This is a genomic window from Flavobacterium galactosidilyticum (assembly GCF_020911945.1).
In the GTDB taxonomy this organism is placed as follows: domain Bacteria; phylum Bacteroidota; class Bacteroidia; order Flavobacteriales; family Flavobacteriaceae; genus Flavobacterium; species Flavobacterium galactosidilyticum.
The window spans coordinates 254,061-274,585 of the sequence record NZ_CP087135.1 but is presented as its reverse complement, the minus strand read 5'-3'; the positions used below and the strand labels follow the sequence as shown (position 1 = coordinate 274,585).

Here is a 20,525-nt window from a genome sequence, read left to right as displayed (position 1 = left end):
CACAATGTTAAAAATAGGAATAACAGGACAAGCTGGATTTGTTGGGACACATTTGTACAACACAATAGGTCTGTTTACAGAAGAATTTATCCGAGTGGATTTTCAAAAAGAAATGTTTGAGGATGTAAATAAACTAAATGCTTTTGTAGGAGATTGTGATGTAATTGTACATTTAGCAGCGATGAATCGTCATAATGACCCTCAAGTTATTTATGACACTAATATTGGTTTAGTTCAGAAATTAGTAAAGGCTCTTAAATCCACTGGTTCTAAAGCACATGTTTTATTCTCCTCTTCTACTCAAGAAGAAAGGGATAACTTGTATGGGAAGTCCAAAAAAGTTGGACGTGAATTAATGATTGATTGGGCAAAAACTGATGGTGGAAAATTCACAGGAATGATAATTCCTAATGTATTTGGTCCTTTTGGCCATCCCAATTACAATTCAGTAGTAGCAACTTTTTGTCATAAATTATCTCATAATGAAATTCCCGTCATTGAAGTTGATGGCGATATGAAGTTGATTTATGTTGGCGAATTAGTCAATGTGATTCTTGCCGAAATTAGAAATAATGAAGGGAATCCTGAAATATTGGTTGCTCATACTTCAGAGTCTAAGGTGTCTCAATTATTATTGCTTCTTGAATCTTATAAAAAACAATATCAGGATGGCGGAATTATTCCTTCAATAAATAACACATTCGAGTTGAATTTATTCAATACGTTTCGTTGTTATATGGATATTGCGAATCATTTTCCTGTAAAATTTATTGAGCATACTGATCCAAGAGGTTCTTTTGTGGAAATCATTCGTTTGGGAGTTGGAGGGCAAGTATCGTTTTCGACTACTGTTCCTGGGATAACAAGAGGAAATCACTATCATACAAGAAAAATAGAGCGTTTTGCTGTTATCAAGGGAAAGGCATTGATACAATTACGTCGCATTGGTACGGACGAAGTATTAGATTTTTATTTAGACGGCAATGAACCGGCTTATGTTGATATGCCAATCTGGTATACTCATAATATAAAAAATATAGGTGAAGATGTGCTTTACACAAATTTTTGGATTAATGAGTTTTATGATTCAAATGATCCGGATACGTATTTCGAGAATGTATAAAATTTTTAACGATTAAGAATAAAGAACTAAAATGAAAGCACAACTAAAAGTAATGACTGTAGTGGGTACAAGACCCGAAATTATACGATTGTCAAGAGTAATAGCTGCTTTAGATTCTTCGGAAGCTATTGAGCACGTTATTGTTCATACAGGTCAAAATTATGATTACGAATTAAACCAAATTTTCTTTGATGATTTGGGGATACGCAAACCTGATTTTTTCCTTAATGCTGCGGGTGTATCAGCAACTGAAACAATTGGTCAAATATTAATTAAAATTGATCCTTTGCTAGAGAGCGAAAACCCTGATGCTTTTTTAGTTTTGGGAGATACGAATAGTTGTTTGTGTGCTATTCCAGCAAAGAAACGTCACATTCCTATTTTTCACATGGAAGCTGGTAATCGCTGTTTTGATCAGAGAGTACCAGAAGAAACTAACCGGAAAATTGTAGATCACGTTTCAGACATAAATTTGACCTATAGTTCCATTGCTCGTGAATATTTATTAAGAGAAGGATTGCCTGCCGATAGGATTATTAAAACGGGTTCTCCAATGTATGAAGTGTTACATCATTATTTACCAAATATTAATGCTTCAGCTGTTTTAGAAAAGTTAAATTTAGAAGAAAATAAATATTTTGTTGTATCAGCTCATAGGGAGGAAAATATCAATAGTGAAAAGAACTTTAAAGGTTTGATGGAAAGCATGAATTTGATTGCAGAAAAGTATGGTTATCCTATTATTGTAAGTACACATCCGAGAACACAAAAGATGATTGATTCTAAACAGATTGTCATGAGACCAGAAGTGCAGTTTTTGAAACCAATGGGATTTAATGATTATAATGCTTTGCAAATGAAATCCTATGCGGTTTTGTCAGATAGCGGTACTATTTCTGAAGAATCATCGACTCTGAATTTTCGAGCTTTAAATATTCGTGATGCACATGAACGTCCTGAAGCAATGGAGGAAGCTTCCGTAATGATGGTGGGATTGAATCCAGAAAGAATAATGCAGGGACTGGTTCAATTGCAAACACAGAAGAGAGGAGTAGAGCGCAATTTTAGAGCAGTAGCAGATTATTCGATGCCTAATGTATCGGAGAAAGTGATCCGAATCATTTTGAGTTATACGGATTATATAAAGCGTGTGGTATGGAGTGAATCTAATTAATTTAAGTTTCTATGAATATTCTTTTTTTGACCTTAGTTAAAATAAACACCCTAGATGAACGGGGAATTTATACTGATTTGCTGCGCAAGTTTAGAGATGAAGGGCATAATGTTTCAGTTGTAACACCTTTAGAACGTAGGGAAAATAAACCGACTCAATTAGTCAAAGAATCAGATGTAAGTATTTTAAAAGTACGCACATTTAATCTGCAAAAAACAAATATAGTAGAAAAGGGATTAGGAACTTTAGCTGTTGAGTATCAGTATTTAAATGCAATTAAAAGTTATTTCACGGCTGTTAAATTTGATTTGGTTTTATATTCAACACCACCAATTACTTTTTCTAAAGTGATTGATTATATTAAAAAACGAGATAATGCCTATTCCTATTTATTATTAAAAGATATTTTCCCACAAAATGCGGTGGATATGAAAATGCTAAAGGATGGTGGGATGCTTCATAAAATGTTTTTAAGAAAAGAACAAAAGTTGTATGAGTTATCAGATACTATTGGATGTATGTCCGTTGCAAATAAAGAATATGTAATAACTCATAATCCATATTTAAACCCAAATAATGTGGAAGTTAACCCAAATTCAATCGAACCAATACCGTCTTTTCAAGTCTCTCCAGAATACAAAGAAATTAAGATAAAGTATAGCTTGCCATTAGACAAAAAGATTTTTGTGTATGGAGGCAATCTTGGGAAGCCACAAGGCTTAAATTTTCTTTTAGAGACAATAGAGACTAATGTAAATGTGAATGTATTCTTTTTGGTCGTTGGTTCTGGTACTGAATATGGCCGAATTGAAAAGTGGTTTATTGAAAAACAAGTAAAAAACGCAAAATTAATATCTGGTTTAAAGAAGTCAGATTATGATTTACTATTAAATGCCTGTGATGTTGGAATGATTTTTTTGGATAAGGATTTTACAATTCCCAACTTTCCTTCACGACTATTATCTTATTTAGAAATGAGTAAGCCAGTTATTGCAGCAACTGACGAAGTTACTGATCTAGGGGATATATTAGAAGCTAATAAATGTGGTTTCAAGATTATAGCAGGTGATATTGTAAACATGCATAAAGTAATTGATGAAATTTGTTCTAACGAAGAGATGTATAAAATAATGTGCAAAAACTCCATCGATTTATTACATAAGGAATATACAGTGGGTCGTTCTTATTCTCTTATCAAAAATAAAATAGAAAATGTATAAGTTTTTTTTTAAAAGAATAATTGATTTTGTTTTAGCGTTGTTGGGTTTATGTTTATTAAGTCCTTTGTTTATAGTGGTGACAATTGGATTGTATATTGCAAATCAAGGAAAACCTTTTTTCTTTCAATTTCGTCCTGGACTAAATGGAGTAATCTTTAAGATTATTAAATTTAAAACAATGAATGATAAAAAAGATCATGATGGGAATCTATTATCTGATGATTATCGATTAACTAACATTGGTAAATTTGTTCGTAAAACATCTTTAGATGAAATACCTCAATTGTTAAATGTTTTAAAAGGAGATATGAGTTTAATAGGGCCAAGACCTTTATTGCCTGAATATTTGCCTTTATACAATAATATACAATGTCGAAGGCATGAAGTTAAACCAGGAATTACTGGTTGGGCGCAAGTTAATGGTAGGAATGCAATTAGTTGGGAGAAAAAATTTGAATATGATGTTTGGTATGTTAATCATGTTAGTTTGATATTAGATATTAAAATATATTTTTTAACTTTAAAAAAAGTATTTTTAAGAGAAGGAATAAATATGGAAGGGCAAGTTACAACAGAAGCATTTAAAGGAAATAATTAAAAATGGAAGATATATTAATAATAGGCGCAAGCGGGTTGGGAAAAGAAGTGGCTTATTATATCAAATCGATAAATAAAATAAATCCTAGGTTTAAAATTATAGGTTTTATAGACGACAATCCTAATGTTCTCGGAAGCGATATAATTTATGGGATAAAAGTTGTTGGTAATTTAAGTGATATATTAAGTAATAGAATCGAAGTTAAAAATATTTGTATCGCAATAGCTAATAATACTGTAAGAACTTCTATTGTTGAAAAACTTAAAGACATGAATTTTATTTTTCCAAATATCATTGATCCGTCCGTTGATTTTGATAATTCTAATCGTATAGGGCTTGGTAATATTATTGGACATCATGTTATGTTTACTTGTAATATTTCAATTGGAAATTTCAATATTTTAAACGGGACATCAGGTTTTGGTCATGATGTAACTATTGGTGATTTTAATTTATTTGGTCCTAGAACATCTATTTCAGGATGTGTAAAAATTGGTAAATTAAATACATTTAATTTAAACTCCTCAATTATTCAGAATATAACGGTAGGTGACAGAAATACTGTAAATTTGCATTCTTGCTTGTTCAAAAGTATAAAGGATGATGGAGTATATTTTGGTGTTCCAGCAATGAAACAAAAATTTTAATAAATAAATAAATAAATAAATATGACAGCAGAGAATTTTATTAAGGAGTTACAAGAAGAAGTATTTATGGAAACAGAGATTTCTTTAATGACATTAGAAACCAATTTTAAAGATTTAGATGAGTGGGATTCATTAACAGCATTGTCTTTGATTGCGCATTTTGATTTTAATTTAGGAAAGAAACTATCGGGTGATCAAATAAAAAACGCGGTAATTATTCAGGAATTATATAATATAGCTACAGCATAATGTTTACAGTAAAAGGGGTAAAATTAAGTTCAATCGTTGGTGTAGCCCCTGCTTATATCGAGGATAATTTGACCAATTCCATCTTTAATGATTCAGATGATGCAGAGAAATATGTAAAGACTGTTGGAGTGCGTTATAGAAGAGTAACAGACGAAGATACTTGTACGGCAGATTTATTTGTACCTGCTTTTAACAAACAAATGGATTTGTTAAAGTGGGACAAAAGTGAGGTTGGGATTTTAATTGTTATTACTCAAACACCTGAATATGTTGTGCCTTTGCAAAGTATAATTCTACAAGATCGTTTAGGGTTAGAACAAACATGCCTATGTTTAGATGTTCCATTGGGATGTAGCGGTTATATATATGGCAGTTTTTTGATAGCTTCACTAATGCAGTCACATCAGATAAAAAAAGGTGTTTTATTAGCAGGTGATACGTTAACAAAGCAAGCTTCGAAGAAAGATAGAAGTACACAGCCTTTATTCTCCGATGCTGCTACTGCAACTGCATTTGAATTGGATGCAACTGCATCAGATATGTTTTTTGATTTAGGGAATGATGGCTCTGGATTTCAAAACATTATGATTAATGATGGTGGTTATCGTAATCGTTTTTCTGAAGAATCATTGGAATATGTTGAGAAGGGGGATGGTATATGCCTAAGAGGAATTGATGCGACGATGATAGGGACTGAGGTGTTTTCATTTGCAATATCAACGGCGCCGAAAACAGTTAATCAGTTAATTGGTCAATACAATATAGATTTTGACAGTTTAGATTATTTTGTTTTTCATCAGGCTAATAAGTATTTAAATGAAATGATTCGTAAGCGATTGAAATTACCTGTCGAAAAAGTTCCCTATTCCCTATATGATTACGGGAACTCTGCTTCTGCTACTATTCCTATTACAATATTAGATAAAATACAAAATGAGATTCAAGAAAAACCATTGAAAATGATTCTTTCAGGCTTTGGAGTTGGTTTGTCATGGGGAGCTATGTATGTTGAGACTAATAATGTAATTGTAACTCCAATAATTCACATCTAGTATGATACAGAAACTTACACCATTTCATTATACCAATAAAGAATATTTCGAAACAGAAATTAAAGATGTTTTTGAAGCCAATTGGCAATTTGCCTGTATGAAATCTGAGTTGTCAGAAAGATTCAGTTATTTTGTAGTTGAATATAATCAAAACTCCTATTTTGTTACGAATACAGGAAAAGATGGAATCCGTGCATTTAAAAATGTCTGTTCGCATCGTGCCAATAAAATATTTATTAATGATTTTGGGAAAAGACCAATAATGTGTTTATACCATAATTGGACGTATAATAGTGAAGGAAAACCAATTAATGCTTTTGCAAAAGAATTCTTTGAAACGCCGGAAGAATCAGATTTATTACTAGACCAATATGAAGTTCAGATTGTTGGTGACTTTGTTTTTGTGAATATTGGAAAATCAGCAAAAACAATTGAAGATCAATTGGGGATTTTTTACAACAAACTAATTGATATATCCGAAGGATTAGGAAAAAAAATAACATATACTTGTAATTTGCATCAGTGTAATTGGAAGTTGCTATCGGAAAATGTTTTGGAGTGTTATCATTGTTTGCCTGTTCATAAAAATTCGTTGGTGGAACGCCTTGGTATTGGTCTAAAGCCATTTGTAAACTTTGATTTTTTCAATGGAAATTCCTCTGGTCATTTACCTGTAGAAAAGAATGAAACGTCACTAAAAAGAAAAAAAATACTTAAGTATCTTGATAATAGAGAATTTAAACATGATACCTATTATCATTTATTTATTTATCCGAATTTATTCATTTCTTCAACTGAAGGGATTTCTTTTTATATTGGTCACGCTTTACCTAATAGTTTTTGTGAGACTAATCTTCGTACCCGATATTTTGAATGTAAAATTAATAATATGGAGGACTATCGTAATTATCAGGATGTTGTAAATGTTGATATAGTTAATTTTGGGAATGAGATTTTAAATGAAGACAAAGAGATAATTCAGAATGTTCAAAAGGGATTAACGATGAGTAACAAAAGTTTGTATCTTAATAAGGAAGAGTTTAGGATAAAAGAATTTCATGAACATTATTGTTCACAAATAAATACTTATGATTTTTAACAATAGATTTGATATTAATAATAAAAACATCTTAATAACAGGAGCTACTTCAGGAATTGGTTTTGCAACATGTCGATTGTTAATAAATTTAGGATGTTCACTCTATGTAGTTGGTAGAAATACAGAAAAACTTGAAGAACTGGAAATTCTAGGTGAAGGAAAAGTTGTATCTATTGAAGCTGATTTGCGAAATATTGATGATATAAAAATGATTGTAGAGAATGTTTCTAAAATTGATGGGTTTGTTCACTCTGCAGGAGTAGTTAATAGTATTCCTTTACAATTTATTAATCGTGAATTTCTTGAAATGGAGCGATCATTAAATTATGATGCTTTTTTGTTTTTAACACAAATGTTGGTAAAAAAGAAGAAAATTAATTCTTGTGGGTCTATTGTTTCACTTGCTTCAATTGCGGCTCATTTCGCTATACCTGGTAGCTCTCTTTATTGTGGGAACAAAGCTGCTCTTATAGCTACTTCAAAAGTTTTTGCAAAAGAGTTAGCCAATAAAAAAATAAGAGTTAATACAGTTTCGCCTGGAATTGTCAGAACTGAAATGGTTAATAATGCTGAAGGACAGCATTTAACAAAAGAAGACCTTGTTTTGGATGAACAAAAATATCCTTTGGGATATGGTGAACCTGATGATGTTGCTTATTGCATTACTTTTTTACTTTCAGATGCGAGTAAATGGATGACGGGTCAGGATATTATATTAGATGGAGGTAGAACTTGTTATGTTTAAAAATAATTAATTTGGAAACAGTATTTAAAAATATCTGCATTGTTGGGGTTGCTACAGTCGTTCCGGAAAAGGTTTTAAAATTAGATTCATTAAGTTCTGTATATGGTGAGGAAGAAGTTCGTAAAATCATTGCTACTACAGGGGTTAAAGAAGTGCGAATAACGGATGATTCAACTACAGCTTCAGATTTATGTTATCAAAGTGCAGAACATTTGATAGAGCAGATGGATATAGTAAAAGATGAAATAGATGGACTAGTATTTGTTTCTCAGACTAATGATTATTGTTTACCACAAACTAGCAATGTTTTACAAAGCCGATTAGGACTTAATGAAAATGTTTTTTGTTTAGATATCAGATTAGGGTGCAGTGGTTATGTTGTTGGCTTGTTCCAGGCTTCTTTATTGATAAATTCAGGTGCTTGTAAAAATGTATTGGTTTTAGCAGGAGATACGACTTCTAAACTAATAAATCCTAAAGACAAGTCTTTACGAATGGTTTTTGGAGACGCTGGTTCGGCGACATATGTTACAAGAGGTATTGATGATATTGGTTTTAAAATTCATAATAAAGGTTCAGGATTTTCAGAGTTAATAGTTCCTGCCGGAGGATTCAGAAAACCAGTTTCAAATCTAACTGCAAATGAAATAATGGATCAAGATGGAAATGTCAGATCTGAAAATGACTTGTATATGAATGGTACTGAAATTTTTAATTTTGCTATAAATAAAGTGCCAAAGTTAGTTGATGATCTATTAGAAAAAGCTAGATGGTCTAAAACTGAAGTTGATTTATTTTTATTTCATCAGGCCAATAATTTTATGGTTGAATATTTACGCCGTAAATTGAAAATTATTCCTGAAAAAGTGCCTTTAGGAGTTGAAACTTATGGAAATACTGGGCCATGTTCGATACCGTTGTTGTTAAGCCATATTTCAGATAAACCAATTACTAAGGATAAAGTTTTAATGTGTGGTTTTGGTGTTGGATTATCTTGGGCAGGCTGCTATACAAATCTGTCAAAAACAAAATTTTTTAAAACAATTGATTATAAAGTATATTAAAAAGATGAAAGAATTATTATTATTGAAAATTAACGAAGTACTGGAAGGTAAAAAAATGAAACATTTAACAGATATTAATTCAGACGCAAAATTGCGTGATGATATTGGATTAGATTCTTTTGATCTAGCAGAATTAACCGTTCGTATAGAGGAAGATACTGATATTGATATATTCTCTAATGGAATTGTTTCTACTGTAGGAGAAATTTTGGATATATTGGAGGCTAAATAAATTGTAATAAACTATGTTTTACATTAACGAAAATGAATCAGTATCCTTTAGTTATGAAGATCTTGTCAGGTACTTAAATGAATCAAATAGTGTTATTATAAATCCATATAAAATCAAAACTGTGGACTTGTTTCTTAATTTGATTAAGGCATTGATCCATAACCAAAATGTAACCTTGTTGGATCAGGATTTTACAGATTCCGAAATAATTTCGCTTGTTGGTGAAAAATATACTGAGAAAGTGGTCTATGTAGAAAGATTGGGACTAGATTCTTTTAAATCATATTTGAAGTTAATAACTGAGTCAAAAAGTCAAATTACTATTTATACTTCAGGCACGACTGGACTTCCTAAAAAAGTTGTGCACTCTGTAAGTTCGTTTAGTAGAGAAATTAAGACTGGACCAAAGTTTGACTCTTCAATATGGGGTTTGGCTTTCAATGCTACTCATATGGCGGGTTTACAGGTATTCTTTCAGGCTTTATTTAACAGTAACACTTTGGTTGATTTATTTAATATTGATGCAGTAACCATTAATCGATCGATTTTGAAATATGAAATTTCTCATATTTCAGCAACACCAACATTTTACAGATTACTAAATAGTAAAGATATTTTTTTTAATGATGTTAAGTCTGTTACTTTAGGAGGGGAAAAGTCGGATGATAATTTGTATAGGATAGTTAAAAGAATGTTTCCTTTTGCAAAAATTAAAAATATTTACGCTTCAACTGAAGCAGGATCATTGTTGTGTTCAGAAGGTGAATTTTTTTATATCCCGGAGCGGTTGAAGGATAAAATTGTTATTAAAGAAAATGTACTCTACATTAATGAGTCATTATTAGGGCAAATGTCGAATCTTTTGATAGAAAATGGCTGGTACTGTAGTGGCGATGTTATTGAATGGAAACATGATTCAGATCATTATTTCAAATTGATTGGTAAATCAAACGAAATGATAAATGTAGGGGGATACAAAGTAAATCCGCATGAAGTAGAATTAGAACTAAGGAGTATCGATGGAATTGAGAATGCTTTTGTATTTGGGAAAGCAAATTCTGTATTAGGAAATCTTATCTGTGCGGAGATTGTTTTAGAAAAAGGAGCTGAAATAGAAGAGAAAAAAATTAAAGATATTTTAGGGATGAAATTACAACAATTTAAAATTCCGCGTAAAATATTTTTTGTTGATAAGTTAAATTTAAATCGAACAGGAAAAATAAGCAGAGCAAATGTTACAAAGTAAAAATATTTTAGTTACAGGATGTTCCAGAGGACTTGGTTTAGAGATAATCAAAGAACTTCTTCTTAATGGTGCAAATGTTTATGGGGTTAGCAGAACCCTTACGCCGGAGTTTAATTCACTTCTTAAGCAATATAGTGGAAGAGTATTTTTTAAAAAATTTGACTTGTATGCTACTAATGAGGTAGAAGTTAAAATTTTTAAAGAATGGCTTAATAATAAAATTGCCATTCATGGTTTTGTAAATAATGCAGCTGTTGCATACGATGATATTATTACAAATATGAATGTGGACTTATTGGAATCTATGTTTAAAGTCAATGTGTTCAGTCCATTACTTGCGGTTAAATCTGTGTTGCGCAATATGATATTTAATCGTACTAAAGGTAGTATTGTTCATGTCTCATCTATAAGTGTTCATACGGGTTATAAAGGTTTGTCAATGTATGCCGGTTCTAAAGGGGCTTTAGAGGCTTTTTCGAAAAATACAGCAAGAGAATGGGGAGAAAAGCAAATAAGAAGTAATTGTCTCGTAGCCGGATTTATGGAAACGGAAATGAGTGGAACACTTTCAGATGAACAGAGAAATAGAATTTTCAAAAGAACATCATTGAAAGTACCTACAACATTAAATTCGGTCGCCAAGACAATCTGTTTTTTACTTTCTGATGGTGCGGAATCCATTACTGGACAAAATATTCACGTTGATTCTGGGACAATTTAAATTATTTTAGGTTATGAATCAAAAAATATGGCTTTCCTCCCCACATATGGGAGGCAACGAGCAAAAATTTGTAAACGAAGCTTTTGATACCAACTGGGTAGCACCATTGGGACCAAATGTCAATGGTTTGGAGCAGGATTTAGAAAAATATTTAGGAAATGGAGCTCATGTTGGCGCTTTAAGTTCCGGGACAGCAGCGATTCATTTGGGACTCATTTTATTGGGAGTTCAGGCTGGTGACGAAGTGCTTTGTCAGAGTATGACTTTTTCGGCTTCGGCTAATCCCATTTTATATTTGGGTGCTAAGCCTGTTTTTATTGATAGTGAAATGGAGACTTGGAATCTTTGTCCCGTGTCATTAGAAGAAGCCATTAAAGATAGAATTGCCATAGGAAATAAACCCAAAGCGATTATAGCGGTGCATTTGTATGGTGTGCCTTATCAGGTTGAAGCCATTAAGGCTATTTCGGATAAATATAACATTCCGGTTTTAGAAGATAGTGCGGAGGCTTTGGGAAGTTCTTACAAAGGACAAAAATGCGGAACATTCGGTGATATTGGAGTCCTATCATTTAACGGAAACAAAATTATTACAACTTCAGGTGGGGGAGCAATAGTTACTAAAAGTAAGGAGTTAAAAGAGAGAGCAGTATTTTTTGCCACTCAATCTAGAGATAATGCACCACATTATCAGCATTCGGAAATAGGATATAATTACAGAATGAGTAACATTAGTGCCGGAATAGGTCGAGGTCAAATGGAGGTACTTGATGCGCATGTGCAATTGCGTCGTGACATGCAAGCTTTTTACTTGGATTTATTTCAAGATATAGCGACAGTTAATGTTTTTACAGTCCCGAGCACGGATTATTTTGCTAATTATTGGTTGAGTGCCATCTTAATTGAACCCAATACAGCGAAAGGAATCGATCGGGAAACGTTGCGTCTGGCTTTTGAAGCTGCCAATATTGAATCACGACCATTGTGGAAACCGATGCACTTGCAACCTATTTTTGAACAATATCCGTATTACGGCAGCAATGTAGCCGAAATTTTGTTTGAAAAAGGATTGTGCCTACCCTCTGGTTCTAATCTAAGTGACGAAGAAAGAGTAAGGATAAAAAAAGTAGTATTTGATTTTTTTAAATAGAATGTCCTGCAAAACAGACTAATTTTTTTGCCACAAATTCACTGATTTTTTAATCTTGATTGTTTTAATAAAGGGCTCTTATTTATAAGTTTTATAAAATAGGCGACTTTTATAGTTATCCACAATCTAATTTTAATCTGTGAATCTGTGGTTGTTTTTTTTTAAGAGTCCCCCTGAAATTAACTTAATGACATTGACATCGAGCGCAAAGTAATTTAAGTTAAGGATTCGTCAGTTCGAGTTGAGTGAAAATTTGCGACAGAAAATTTTTGCGAAGTATCGAGAACCATTTGACAATAAAGGCTTCTCGATACATTTTTTAATAGTAAAGCTATCGCATTACTATTAAAAAACACTCGAAGTGACGGCTGAAATAGAGTAAGGTAATGACATTGACATCGAGCCCTTCAACCGCGCTCAGTGGGACAGCAGGAATGTTATATTGTTTTTTTGTAAAATCCCGAAAGGTCTGGACAAACTAACTTTTTAAATAACAATACCCAGCGGGTTTGAATACGTATTTATGTTTATTATAGCCGCAATAGCGTATGCTTTTTCAATATTTATTGATGTATCGGTATATCATTTTAAATATTACATACAAGACAATAAAAACACAAGGCATCTTTTGTCTTTGATAAATATATTTCAGTATTGTTCTCGTGGTTTTATTTTGATATTTGCCCCAATAATGGCCTTTGTAACCGAGTCGGTTAAAGACAAAGAAGAGGTGTGGTTTATCACGATACTAGCCCATTTTTTGGTCATTCTTTTTTTATTGCCACTTTATTCTTATCGATTTACTTCCTCTTTCTCTATAGTAGTTATCGAAGTTTTGAATCGATTTTTCGGAAAATCAAAGCCAGTGCAATTAGAAAAAATAAGAAAACATTCGAGAGAGGTAAACCTTTTCTCTAAAAATTGGGTTTTGTTTGCCTCTAATTATATAGCTGGTTTTTTATTTTCTATCAGCATCACCTTTTTGTATTACGTTAGTTTTTCATTTCCTCAAAAGGCGTTGATTTTAAGTTCGATGACACAACTCATTAATATGTTTGGGTCTATCATTTTAATACTTTTTATTGATCCAAGGATTATGGGAGCAATAGACGATGGTGCAGGGTATAAAGAAATTAAAATCTTGACTACGAGTCGAATTTTGGTGCATATTACGTTGGTTTTAATTCTGATTTTTATTCGATGATCGAAATTATAGGCACACTACTGTTCACTTTTTTATTTTACTACTTCGCCTGTTTAGCCACTGCAAACAGTAATCAAAAGATAGTATACACCAGTTTTTTTGTTTTTTTTTCGGTTGCGCTACGAGTGTTGTTAGATGTTACTTTGAATAACGATTATTATTTTTATTATAGTTTTGGCATTTTTCATAAACCCACTGGTTTTCTTTCTTATCTACTAAACGAACCGTACCTCTATTCGATTTATGCTTTTTTTACGCTCTTTTTTGAGGCTAAAAAAGAGGTTTTCCTGGCGATGTATTGGTTTAATTTCTTGATTGCTACCATTTTTTTTATTTGGTTACTCTATAGGAAAGATGTTGAAATCTGGAAGAAAATGATTTTGTTTGTTTTTCATTATTTTCTTTTTGGTTTTGTGGTGCTTAGAAACGGTCCGGCTTATATGTTATTTGCCATGTATTTCTATTACGCATTTAGAGGTAAAAAATTCAATTGGGTTTTGATCACCCCATGGATGCACATCAGTTCTTGTGTGCTGTTAGTCACCTATTTCCATAAATGGAAAAACTATTTCAAAGGATTAGTATTGGCGAGTGTATTGATAGGAGCCTTTTTTTTAATAATGAAGCCTTTTCTGGCGTCGATTGATGCCTTCAAATCGATAGTATCTAAGATCGATATTTATTCAAAAGGAATGCAAGTGGTTGGTTTCATGCATATCCTATTTTTTATGTTTATTTCTGGCTTGTTTCTAACAGGTTTTTTGCTTTATAAAAAGAAGATGTTGCATCCTATCTTGGTGACTACAATGCTTTTTTATGGAATCACTTTTTTTATCAATCCTATCGTGGCACATCGATTTTCACCCTATGTGATTTTTGCTTTATTAGTATATCCTTTCGAGGAGATTAGCAATAATAAAATTGTAGTACTATTAAATAAATTTTCTATTTTACTTTTTCCAATATTCATATATACGCTTCATATTGCACATAAAAATAAATTGTTTGTGGAGTTTTTTATTAAATAATGAAAATAATTCACCTAAAAAGAAAGTTACATCTTAAATAAAATAATAAACCACATTTAACAAAATTCTTTACTTTAAATAAAATGACTTTAGAAACAACAACAATTCAAGATCTTGTGATTATCAACCCAGCCGTTTTTAATGACGAAAGGGGTTACTTTTTTGAGGCCTATAATAAAGAGAAATTTACTGCTTTAGGAATTTCTATTGACTTCGTCCAAGACAATCAATCGTTTTCAAAAAAAGGGACGCTAAGAGGGTTACATTATCAAAATCCACCGTATGCGCAAACGAAACTAGTACGGGTATTGCAAGGAGAAATCATTGACGTTGCAGTAGATTTAAGAAAAGATTCGGCTACATTTGGTCAGTCGTTCAGTATTAAACTGACTGCTGAGAATAAAAAACAATTGTTAGTGCCGCAAGGTTTTGCTCACGGCTTTTCTGTAATCAGTGAGACGGCCGTAGTGCTGTATAAATGCGATCAATATTATAACAAAGCCAGTGAAGGCGGAATTCGTTTTGATGATGTCCAACTGAATATTGATTGGGGGATGGATTTGAAAGAAGCTATTGTATCTGAAAAAGATTTAGTTTTGCAGGATTTTAAGGATATTGATTCGGAGTTTTAACCCTATTTTTGGATAGTTCTAAATAATCGAGCATTCCTAACCAGAAGCTAAACTAATTTGAAAAACCCTGATGCGTGATTATGCCATCAGGGTTTTTTACTTTAAATCAGGTTGAATAGTGAGAAGTGAGTAGAGTTTAGCTGTTTAAAATCGAAAAGAGTTTAAAGTTGTTCGTTGGGTGAAGAGTGGTGAAAAAGAGAAAAGAGAGTTTTATGAAGGGGTTTTTACTTTTTTCCTTGATCTTGTATTGAGGGGGATGTTGAAAGAAGTGACTTTTTTGTCTTTATTTTTTTTGAGTTGGTTTTGGTTTTCTGAGAAATTATATAGAATTACCATACTGCTTTTGAACGGATTGAATGAGGGTTGGTATTTAATATATCCTTTTTCGTTTAGTTCTCGCATGCATTTGTGATAGGTTGCTGTGGAACAAATTTTACTGATTAACATGACTTCATCCCTGGTTATGCTTATTGGATTTTGGAAATTGTTCACATTCCAATATTGGAATAATGCAATGTAAAGGCTGATATGGGTAGGGTTTAGGTTGCGATCTTGGATGATGCGGTCGAAGAATTCGGTGAGATGGGTGATGTGTTTCATTTTTTTTAGTAAATAGTGATTAGGGGGTTATCGGTTATCGGTTGTGAGCCCCGATAGGGATCGGGAGGAATAGTAGTTTTCAGTATTCAGTCCTAATAGTTGTGCAGACGTCTATCGTCCATCGAATGTCGTTCGCTGTTTATCGAATGTTTCAGCTCAGAGGATCGCAATGATTAAGGGTGCTAAGCCTATCTTATTATGTAAGTTTCTTTTCTTTTGCCTTGATGCAAAAGAAACAAAAGAAACAAAAGATTAAGCCTGAAAATTAAAAGCTTAAAAAGAACCTAGTTATATATCTGACTGCCACTGGCAGTCCTCCTTTTAATTTCAAATGTTCCGCAGCCCGAGCCGTTCGTCCTTCGTCCTCAACTCGCGGACTGCCACTGGCAGTCCTACTTTTAATTTCAAATATCGTTGTTTTTTTGGCGTTTTTAATTTAAGGGCGGGGAGAGGAGTGGTTCCGAGAGTGTTCCGTATTCCAGTCCCGATAGGGATCAAGATGGGTTAGTTTTGGAGGGTGCCCATCAGTTCCATGGAGAAATTGTCTCTTGCCTGGATGTAGGCGACTTTAGGGATTATGGTTGCACCCAGTTTTCTCTTTTCAAAAGTTGCAGAAAAGCCAAAATCAATTTTGCTCCAATTTAGTTCCCGAGCCCGTTTGATGGTTTGAAAGAGTAGTTGGCGGTAAAGGTGGAATTCTTTAGCATAATCATAATCCATTCCTATCAATGCTGGAGCATAAGTTTGCTCTGTGTTTTTATAACAAAACATGATTCCGACCAATGGGTTTGAAGCTCCTTTTTTTAAATATAATAGAATGAATTCCCATTGGGAATGATCCTCCATTTTTTGGAATACTTCGATAGGGTAGGTGAATGTATTTATGGCATGGTTGTTATCTTTAACATTTTGATACAGTTTATACGCTTGTTCTAATTCTTCATTAGTTAATTTATTTTTTATTACAATATCAAAAGCCTGTTCAAAAGGAAGTACTTCTTTTAAAAAATGTTTTCTAGAACGAGGGGAAAGTGAAGCCGAAAATTCTTCGATACTGTTCCATTTCATATTTTGTATGATGCAGGTTTCGGGCATGTTTATTTTTAAGAAGCCATGATTGTGAAAAATGCGATTCCATTGTTCGTCTTCTTCAAAATCTCTTAAAACAAGCATGTCAGCATCTAATTGATGGTACAAGGTTTCCACTTTTTCAAGTAAGAGCATTATGGCTTCTTCTGCTAATGGGTGCACTTTATTTATGTAACAATGATTACCCTCTGTAAATAAGGAGCCCATTCCTAAGACTTTTGAGGTCAAATATAATGGGTTTAGTATCCTTTTTTCTTCTAGTTGTAATGAAATCGATTCTGATGCCAGCATATCGTCTTTCCAAAGTCCGTACATAAAAAAAGTAGCTAATACTGGAATTCCGCTTTGGTCTTTTATTATATAATAATGAAAGTCCCAGCTGTTTTCCGGGTAATCCGAATTTATAAAAGCATTTTCCAAGAAAGATAAACCTTCCCAGTCAAAAGTGCTTTGTTTTCCCAATAGTTCATTCCAGTTTTGCTTGACTATTTTTTGTATGGTTGTTTCGTATTGGAGTAGTAAGGTCGTTTCCTTTTTTAAATTTTCTTCGGGTCTATTTCTTTCATGTATGCCAAAAGCCTTCATTACTTTGTTTTGACTATTGTCGGATTCTTCTAATGCTTTTGGAAAATGGTATTCCATCGCTTCGACTAAACTTTTTATTTCTTCTTTCTGATTGTGACGTGAAAGTGTGATTCGGATTCCTGTGTTTTTGATTGGCACAGCTGGATATATAGCCAGATTTACATAAAAACCTTCATCAAATAAGCGTTGCACCATTTTATAGCCGGTCAAAGGTGTTGCTGTTGCCAAGAAAAATACGGGTGAGCTATTCAATGCAATCATTGGAAGTGCAGTTTTTTCCAATAATGATTTGAAATATTCTATTTTTTCTGATAATTCAAATTGTAATACTGCAATTTCTGGTGAAAGGTGAATGTCTGCGGATGCAATTGCAGCTGCTACAGAGGCAGGTTCCAGTTGTGCGGAAAAAGTAAGTGGTCCACCAAAGTTTTTTATTTTATCTCGCAGTTTTTGATTTTTGCAAAATACTGTTGCTCCACTAGCTCCAAAGGTTTTGCTTAGTGTGCTTACCACAATGCAATTTTCAGGCAATTCTTTAATAGCGTCAAAAATAAAACCAGTTCCGTTTTTGCCTTTCCAACTCATACCGTGGACATCATCAAAATAAAGATTTAGTTGTGTGTATTTTTGAGTTAAAGCCAATAATTCCGGGATGGGTGCATAATCACCAAACATGGAATATACCCCGTCTGCCATGTACCAGATTTTGTTGCATCGGGTTGTGAGGTATTTGATTTTATCTTCCAGCATATCCAAATTACTGTGTCTTATCATTTCTACCGGAATACCACGTAGTTTTAAAAGTTGACATGCATTTTGGACGCTCCAATGCACTTGATGATCCATTATTACGGCATCTTCATCTCTAATGAGTGTTGGAATAATAGCTAAATGTCCCAAGGTACTGTTCTTAGTGATAATAGGAGGTATACCATACATTTGTTCGATTTTACTTTCTAATTCATAGTATAATGGATGTGAAATGTATGATTTTGACAGCGGAAATTGCGTACCATAATCGCGAATGGCTTGAATTGCCGCTTCTTTGAGTCTATTGTCTTGTTCTAAACCAAGATATCCTGTTGTACCGAAATGAAACATTTCTTTTCCTTTGATTTGTATGGTTCTTCCAGTCAATACTTTGTCTTCAGCATATAAGTGCAATACGCCTTCTTTTTTTGCTCCTGATAAAACCTCGTCTACTGTATCGATGAAGTTGTTGTGTTTAATTTTTGCCATTTGTTTGTTTATTTTTAGTTAACTTTTTGTTTAAAGCGCTAAAATTCAACATAATAAATGAAAGTTTTTTCATGTTATTATAAAATACTCCCGAATTGACAACTAAATATCCCGAATTGACAACAAAACACTTAAAAAATAGTAAATAATCCCGAATAGACATACGTAATGAGTGATAATCTGTATATTTTTGTTAATTATTATCTTATAAATTCGTAAAACATGATTGCAGCCCATGATTTTTATGAGAATGCATTTGCGAAATTTTGGATTAGCGATGAGGTTCTCTTTTTCCAATATAAGATCAATACAATTATTAATCTTAAAGTTGCTCAACTTGTTGTGACTGATCGAATCCATTTTCAACGTGAACGGGCTTATCCCATTTTATGTGATCTGCGAGGCGTAGTTACCACAGATAAGGCCGGTAGGGATTATTTAGCACAATTTGGTTCTGTGTTAGCAATTGCTGTTGGCTTGGTTGTTCACGAAAGTCACCTGGTAGCTATAAGTAATTTTTATTTGGAAGTGAATAAACCTGTGGTTCCTACTCAGATATTTTCTACTGACATTGATGCGTTACAGTATTTGCAGGATTTTAAGGGTGGTTAGTAGTTTGTCATTAGTACTTAGTGATTACTACCTAGTATTTAGTTCATAGTGATTGGCTTTTATTGAAAATTAGAAAGTATGTAGTAGCAAATAAATGGAGAGATTATAAAAAAAGACTTATTATGGATGAAACTTATAATCAAAGACGGATCGTTAGCGTTCACCAGATGCTGTTTGAAATGGCGCGAGGTAACTTTAATAGTAAGATTCCAGAAAGTAAGGAGAAGGACGAATTAGAAACTATTGTGGTTTTAATTAATATGGTCGCGGAGGAAATAAAGGGGTCCCTTTTAGAATTTGTTAATGTTCATAGTACTACCGAATTTATTACTCAAACAAATTTAATACTGGATTCTAATTACTTTATTAGCAGTTTATCTTCAGAGATTATTCTTTTCTTAGGCTATTCTGAAAGTGAATTGATTGGTCAACCTTTAACAACTATTATTAGCCCCAGTTCCTTGTTTCAGATTCAATATCTAGTTGATGGCTGTACTCCATTACCAGCAGTTGTCACTTTAGATTTTATTACCAAAGCTCAGTTATCGCTTGCTGTTGCTTGTAGTGTGGGTAAATTAACTCCTCGTTCTGAAATTATATTAAATCTTGTTATTCCACTTCATTCTGACACTTATCACCCCAAGGTTGCTGAAAATGGAGATGAAAAACAAATTAAACCTAGAAAAGTTGATGCTTTTTTGATTCAGAAACTATATGATTATATCTTAGCACATCTTGATGCACCTCTGCCTTCATTACAAGTGCTTGCACAAAAATTTGGTACTAATGAGTATAAATTAAAAGCAGGCTTTCGTCATTTTTTCAAAACAAGTATTTATAAATTTTATAATGAGGAACGTTTGAAAAGAGCTTACTTCATGGTTGAACATTCGGTAATCCCTCTAAAAAATATTTCCTTGATGTATGGTTTCAATAATTATTCTAATTTTTCAAAATCCTTTAAGAAACGTTTTGCTTTTTCTCCCTCTGAATTGCATCGAAATGAAGATAGTGCTGTACTTCAACAGAGCTATCCCATTGTATCCTTTTCAGATAAATTTGAATAAGTGCTTAAAAAAAAAACAGATTTTGAAGGAATTAAACCTGACAGGTTTAGAAATAATCCAATACGTTTCATTGTTTAAATAATCCGTTTTAGTCAATTTTTGCTCCCGTAATGACAAGCACTTTCATTTTGAATTTCAGAAATTTGCTT

Annotated in this window: 20 protein-coding genes; 19 read left to right on the top strand and 1 reads right to left on the bottom strand. The window is 32.7% G+C overall.

Annotated features, from left to right (window positions below):
* Positions 1 to 4: 4 nt before the first annotated feature.
* The 17 genes from LNP27_RS01195 to rfbC all read left to right on the top strand — a co-directional run bounded on the left by LNP27_RS01195 (position 5) and on the right by rfbC (position 15,184).
* On the top strand, positions 5 to 1,123 hold the full coding sequence (locus LNP27_RS01195) for a polysaccharide biosynthesis C-terminal domain-containing protein (protein ID WP_229942724.1): 1,119 nt from the start codon (positions 5 to 7) through the stop codon (positions 1,121 to 1,123).
* A gap of 31 nt (positions 1,124 to 1,154) precedes the next feature.
* Positions 1,155 to 2,297 carry a non-hydrolyzing UDP-N-acetylglucosamine 2-epimerase gene (gene wecB / locus LNP27_RS01190; RefSeq protein WP_229942723.1) on the top strand — a complete coding sequence of 381 codons (1,143 nt, stop codon included), beginning with the start codon at positions 1,155 to 1,157 and terminating at the stop codon, positions 2,295 to 2,297.
* Positions 2,298 to 2,308: 11 nt separating this feature from the next.
* Positions 2,309 to 3,517: a glycosyltransferase family 4 protein gene (locus tag LNP27_RS01185; protein WP_229942722.1), complete on the top strand. Its 1,209-nt coding sequence runs from the start codon at positions 2,309 to 2,311 to the stop codon at positions 3,515 to 3,517.
* On the top strand, positions 3,510 to 4,115 hold the full coding sequence (locus LNP27_RS01180) for a sugar transferase (RefSeq protein ID WP_229942721.1): 606 nt from the start codon (positions 3,510 to 3,512) through the stop codon (positions 4,113 to 4,115). The genes LNP27_RS01185 and LNP27_RS01180 overlap by 8 nt, the downstream gene beginning before the upstream one ends.
* 2 nt (positions 4,116 to 4,117) lie before the next feature.
* Complete coding sequence (locus tag LNP27_RS01175; RefSeq protein WP_229942720.1) at positions 4,118 to 4,762, top strand: PglD-related sugar-binding protein; 645 nt, start codon at positions 4,118 to 4,120, stop codon at positions 4,760 to 4,762.
* Between the two features lie 21 nt (positions 4,763 to 4,783).
* On the top strand, positions 4,784 to 5,011 hold the full coding sequence (locus LNP27_RS01170) for an acyl carrier protein (RefSeq protein WP_229942719.1): 228 nt from the start codon (positions 4,784 to 4,786) through the stop codon (positions 5,009 to 5,011).
* The gene (locus LNP27_RS01165; RefSeq protein ID WP_229942718.1) at positions 5,011 to 6,063 is read left to right on the top strand and encodes a ketoacyl-ACP synthase III; all 1,053 of its coding nucleotides are present in this window, start codon (positions 5,011 to 5,013) and stop codon (positions 6,061 to 6,063) included. The genes LNP27_RS01170 and LNP27_RS01165 overlap by 1 nt, the downstream gene beginning before the upstream one ends.
* 1 nt (position 6,064) lies before the next feature.
* Entirely contained in the window at positions 6,065 to 7,162 is a 1,098-nt protein-coding gene (locus LNP27_RS01160) for an aromatic ring-hydroxylating oxygenase subunit alpha (protein ID WP_229942717.1), read from the top strand.
* Complete coding sequence (locus LNP27_RS01155) at positions 7,152 to 7,907, top strand: SDR family NAD(P)-dependent oxidoreductase (protein WP_229942716.1); 756 nt, start codon at positions 7,152 to 7,154, stop codon at positions 7,905 to 7,907. The genes LNP27_RS01160 and LNP27_RS01155 overlap by 11 nt, the downstream gene beginning before the upstream one ends.
* Before the next feature lie 11 nt (positions 7,908 to 7,918).
* Positions 7,919 to 8,971, top strand: coding sequence for a 3-oxoacyl-ACP synthase III family protein (locus tag LNP27_RS01150; RefSeq protein ID WP_229942715.1), 1,053 nt, complete (start codon positions 7,919 to 7,921; stop codon positions 8,969 to 8,971).
* 55 nt (positions 8,972 to 9,026) lie between these two features.
* On the top strand, positions 9,027 to 9,203 hold the full coding sequence (locus tag LNP27_RS01145; protein ID WP_229942710.1) for a phosphopantetheine-binding protein: 177 nt from the start codon (positions 9,027 to 9,029) through the stop codon (positions 9,201 to 9,203).
* A 13-nt stretch (positions 9,204 to 9,216) separates the two neighbouring features.
* Positions 9,217 to 10,449, top strand: a complete 1,233-nt coding sequence (locus LNP27_RS01140) for an ANL family adenylate-forming protein (protein WP_229942709.1) — start codon at positions 9,217 to 9,219, stop codon at positions 10,447 to 10,449.
* Positions 10,436 to 11,170, top strand: a complete 735-nt coding sequence (locus LNP27_RS01135; protein WP_229942708.1) for an SDR family NAD(P)-dependent oxidoreductase — start codon at positions 10,436 to 10,438, stop codon at positions 11,168 to 11,170. Before LNP27_RS01140 ends, LNP27_RS01135 begins: the two co-directional genes overlap by 14 nt.
* 13 nt (positions 11,171 to 11,183) lie before the next feature.
* Complete coding sequence (locus tag LNP27_RS01130; protein ID WP_229942707.1) at positions 11,184 to 12,320, top strand: DegT/DnrJ/EryC1/StrS family aminotransferase; 1,137 nt, start codon at positions 11,184 to 11,186, stop codon at positions 12,318 to 12,320.
* A gap of 523 nt (positions 12,321 to 12,843) precedes the next feature.
* Entirely contained in the window at positions 12,844 to 13,524 is a 681-nt protein-coding gene (locus LNP27_RS01125; RefSeq protein ID WP_229942706.1) for a DUF2837 family protein, read from the top strand.
* A 374-nt stretch (positions 13,525 to 13,898) separates the two neighbouring features.
* The gene (locus LNP27_RS01120; RefSeq protein WP_229942705.1) at positions 13,899 to 14,552 is read left to right on the top strand and encodes a hypothetical protein; all 654 of its coding nucleotides are present in this window, start codon (positions 13,899 to 13,901) and stop codon (positions 14,550 to 14,552) included.
* Positions 14,553 to 14,635: 83 nt separating this feature from the next.
* Positions 14,636 to 15,184: a dTDP-4-dehydrorhamnose 3,5-epimerase gene (gene rfbC, locus LNP27_RS01115; protein WP_229942703.1), complete on the top strand. Its 549-nt coding sequence runs from the start codon at positions 14,636 to 14,638 to the stop codon at positions 15,182 to 15,184.
* Positions 15,185 to 16,288: 1,104 nt separating this feature from the next.
* On the opposite strand, the gene LNP27_RS01110 is transcribed toward rfbC, so the two are convergent.
* Positions 16,289 to 18,697 carry an aminotransferase class I/II-fold pyridoxal phosphate-dependent enzyme gene (locus tag LNP27_RS01110; RefSeq protein WP_229942702.1) on the bottom strand — a complete coding sequence of 803 codons (2,409 nt, stop codon included), beginning with the start codon at positions 18,695 to 18,697 and terminating at the stop codon, positions 16,289 to 16,291.
* Positions 18,698 to 18,919: 222 nt separating this feature from the next.
* Between LNP27_RS01110 and LNP27_RS01105 the strand changes: the two genes are divergently transcribed.
* Together LNP27_RS01105 and LNP27_RS01100 are read left to right on the top strand one after the other, a co-directional pair.
* On the top strand, positions 18,920 to 19,309 hold the full coding sequence (locus LNP27_RS01105; RefSeq protein WP_229942701.1) for a DUF7793 family protein: 390 nt from the start codon (positions 18,920 to 18,922) through the stop codon (positions 19,307 to 19,309).
* A 122-nt stretch (positions 19,310 to 19,431) separates the two neighbouring features.
* Positions 19,432 to 20,376, top strand: coding sequence for a helix-turn-helix transcriptional regulator (locus LNP27_RS01100; protein WP_229942700.1), 945 nt, complete (start codon positions 19,432 to 19,434; stop codon positions 20,374 to 20,376).
* The last annotated feature ends 149 nt before the right edge of the window (positions 20,377 to 20,525 follow it).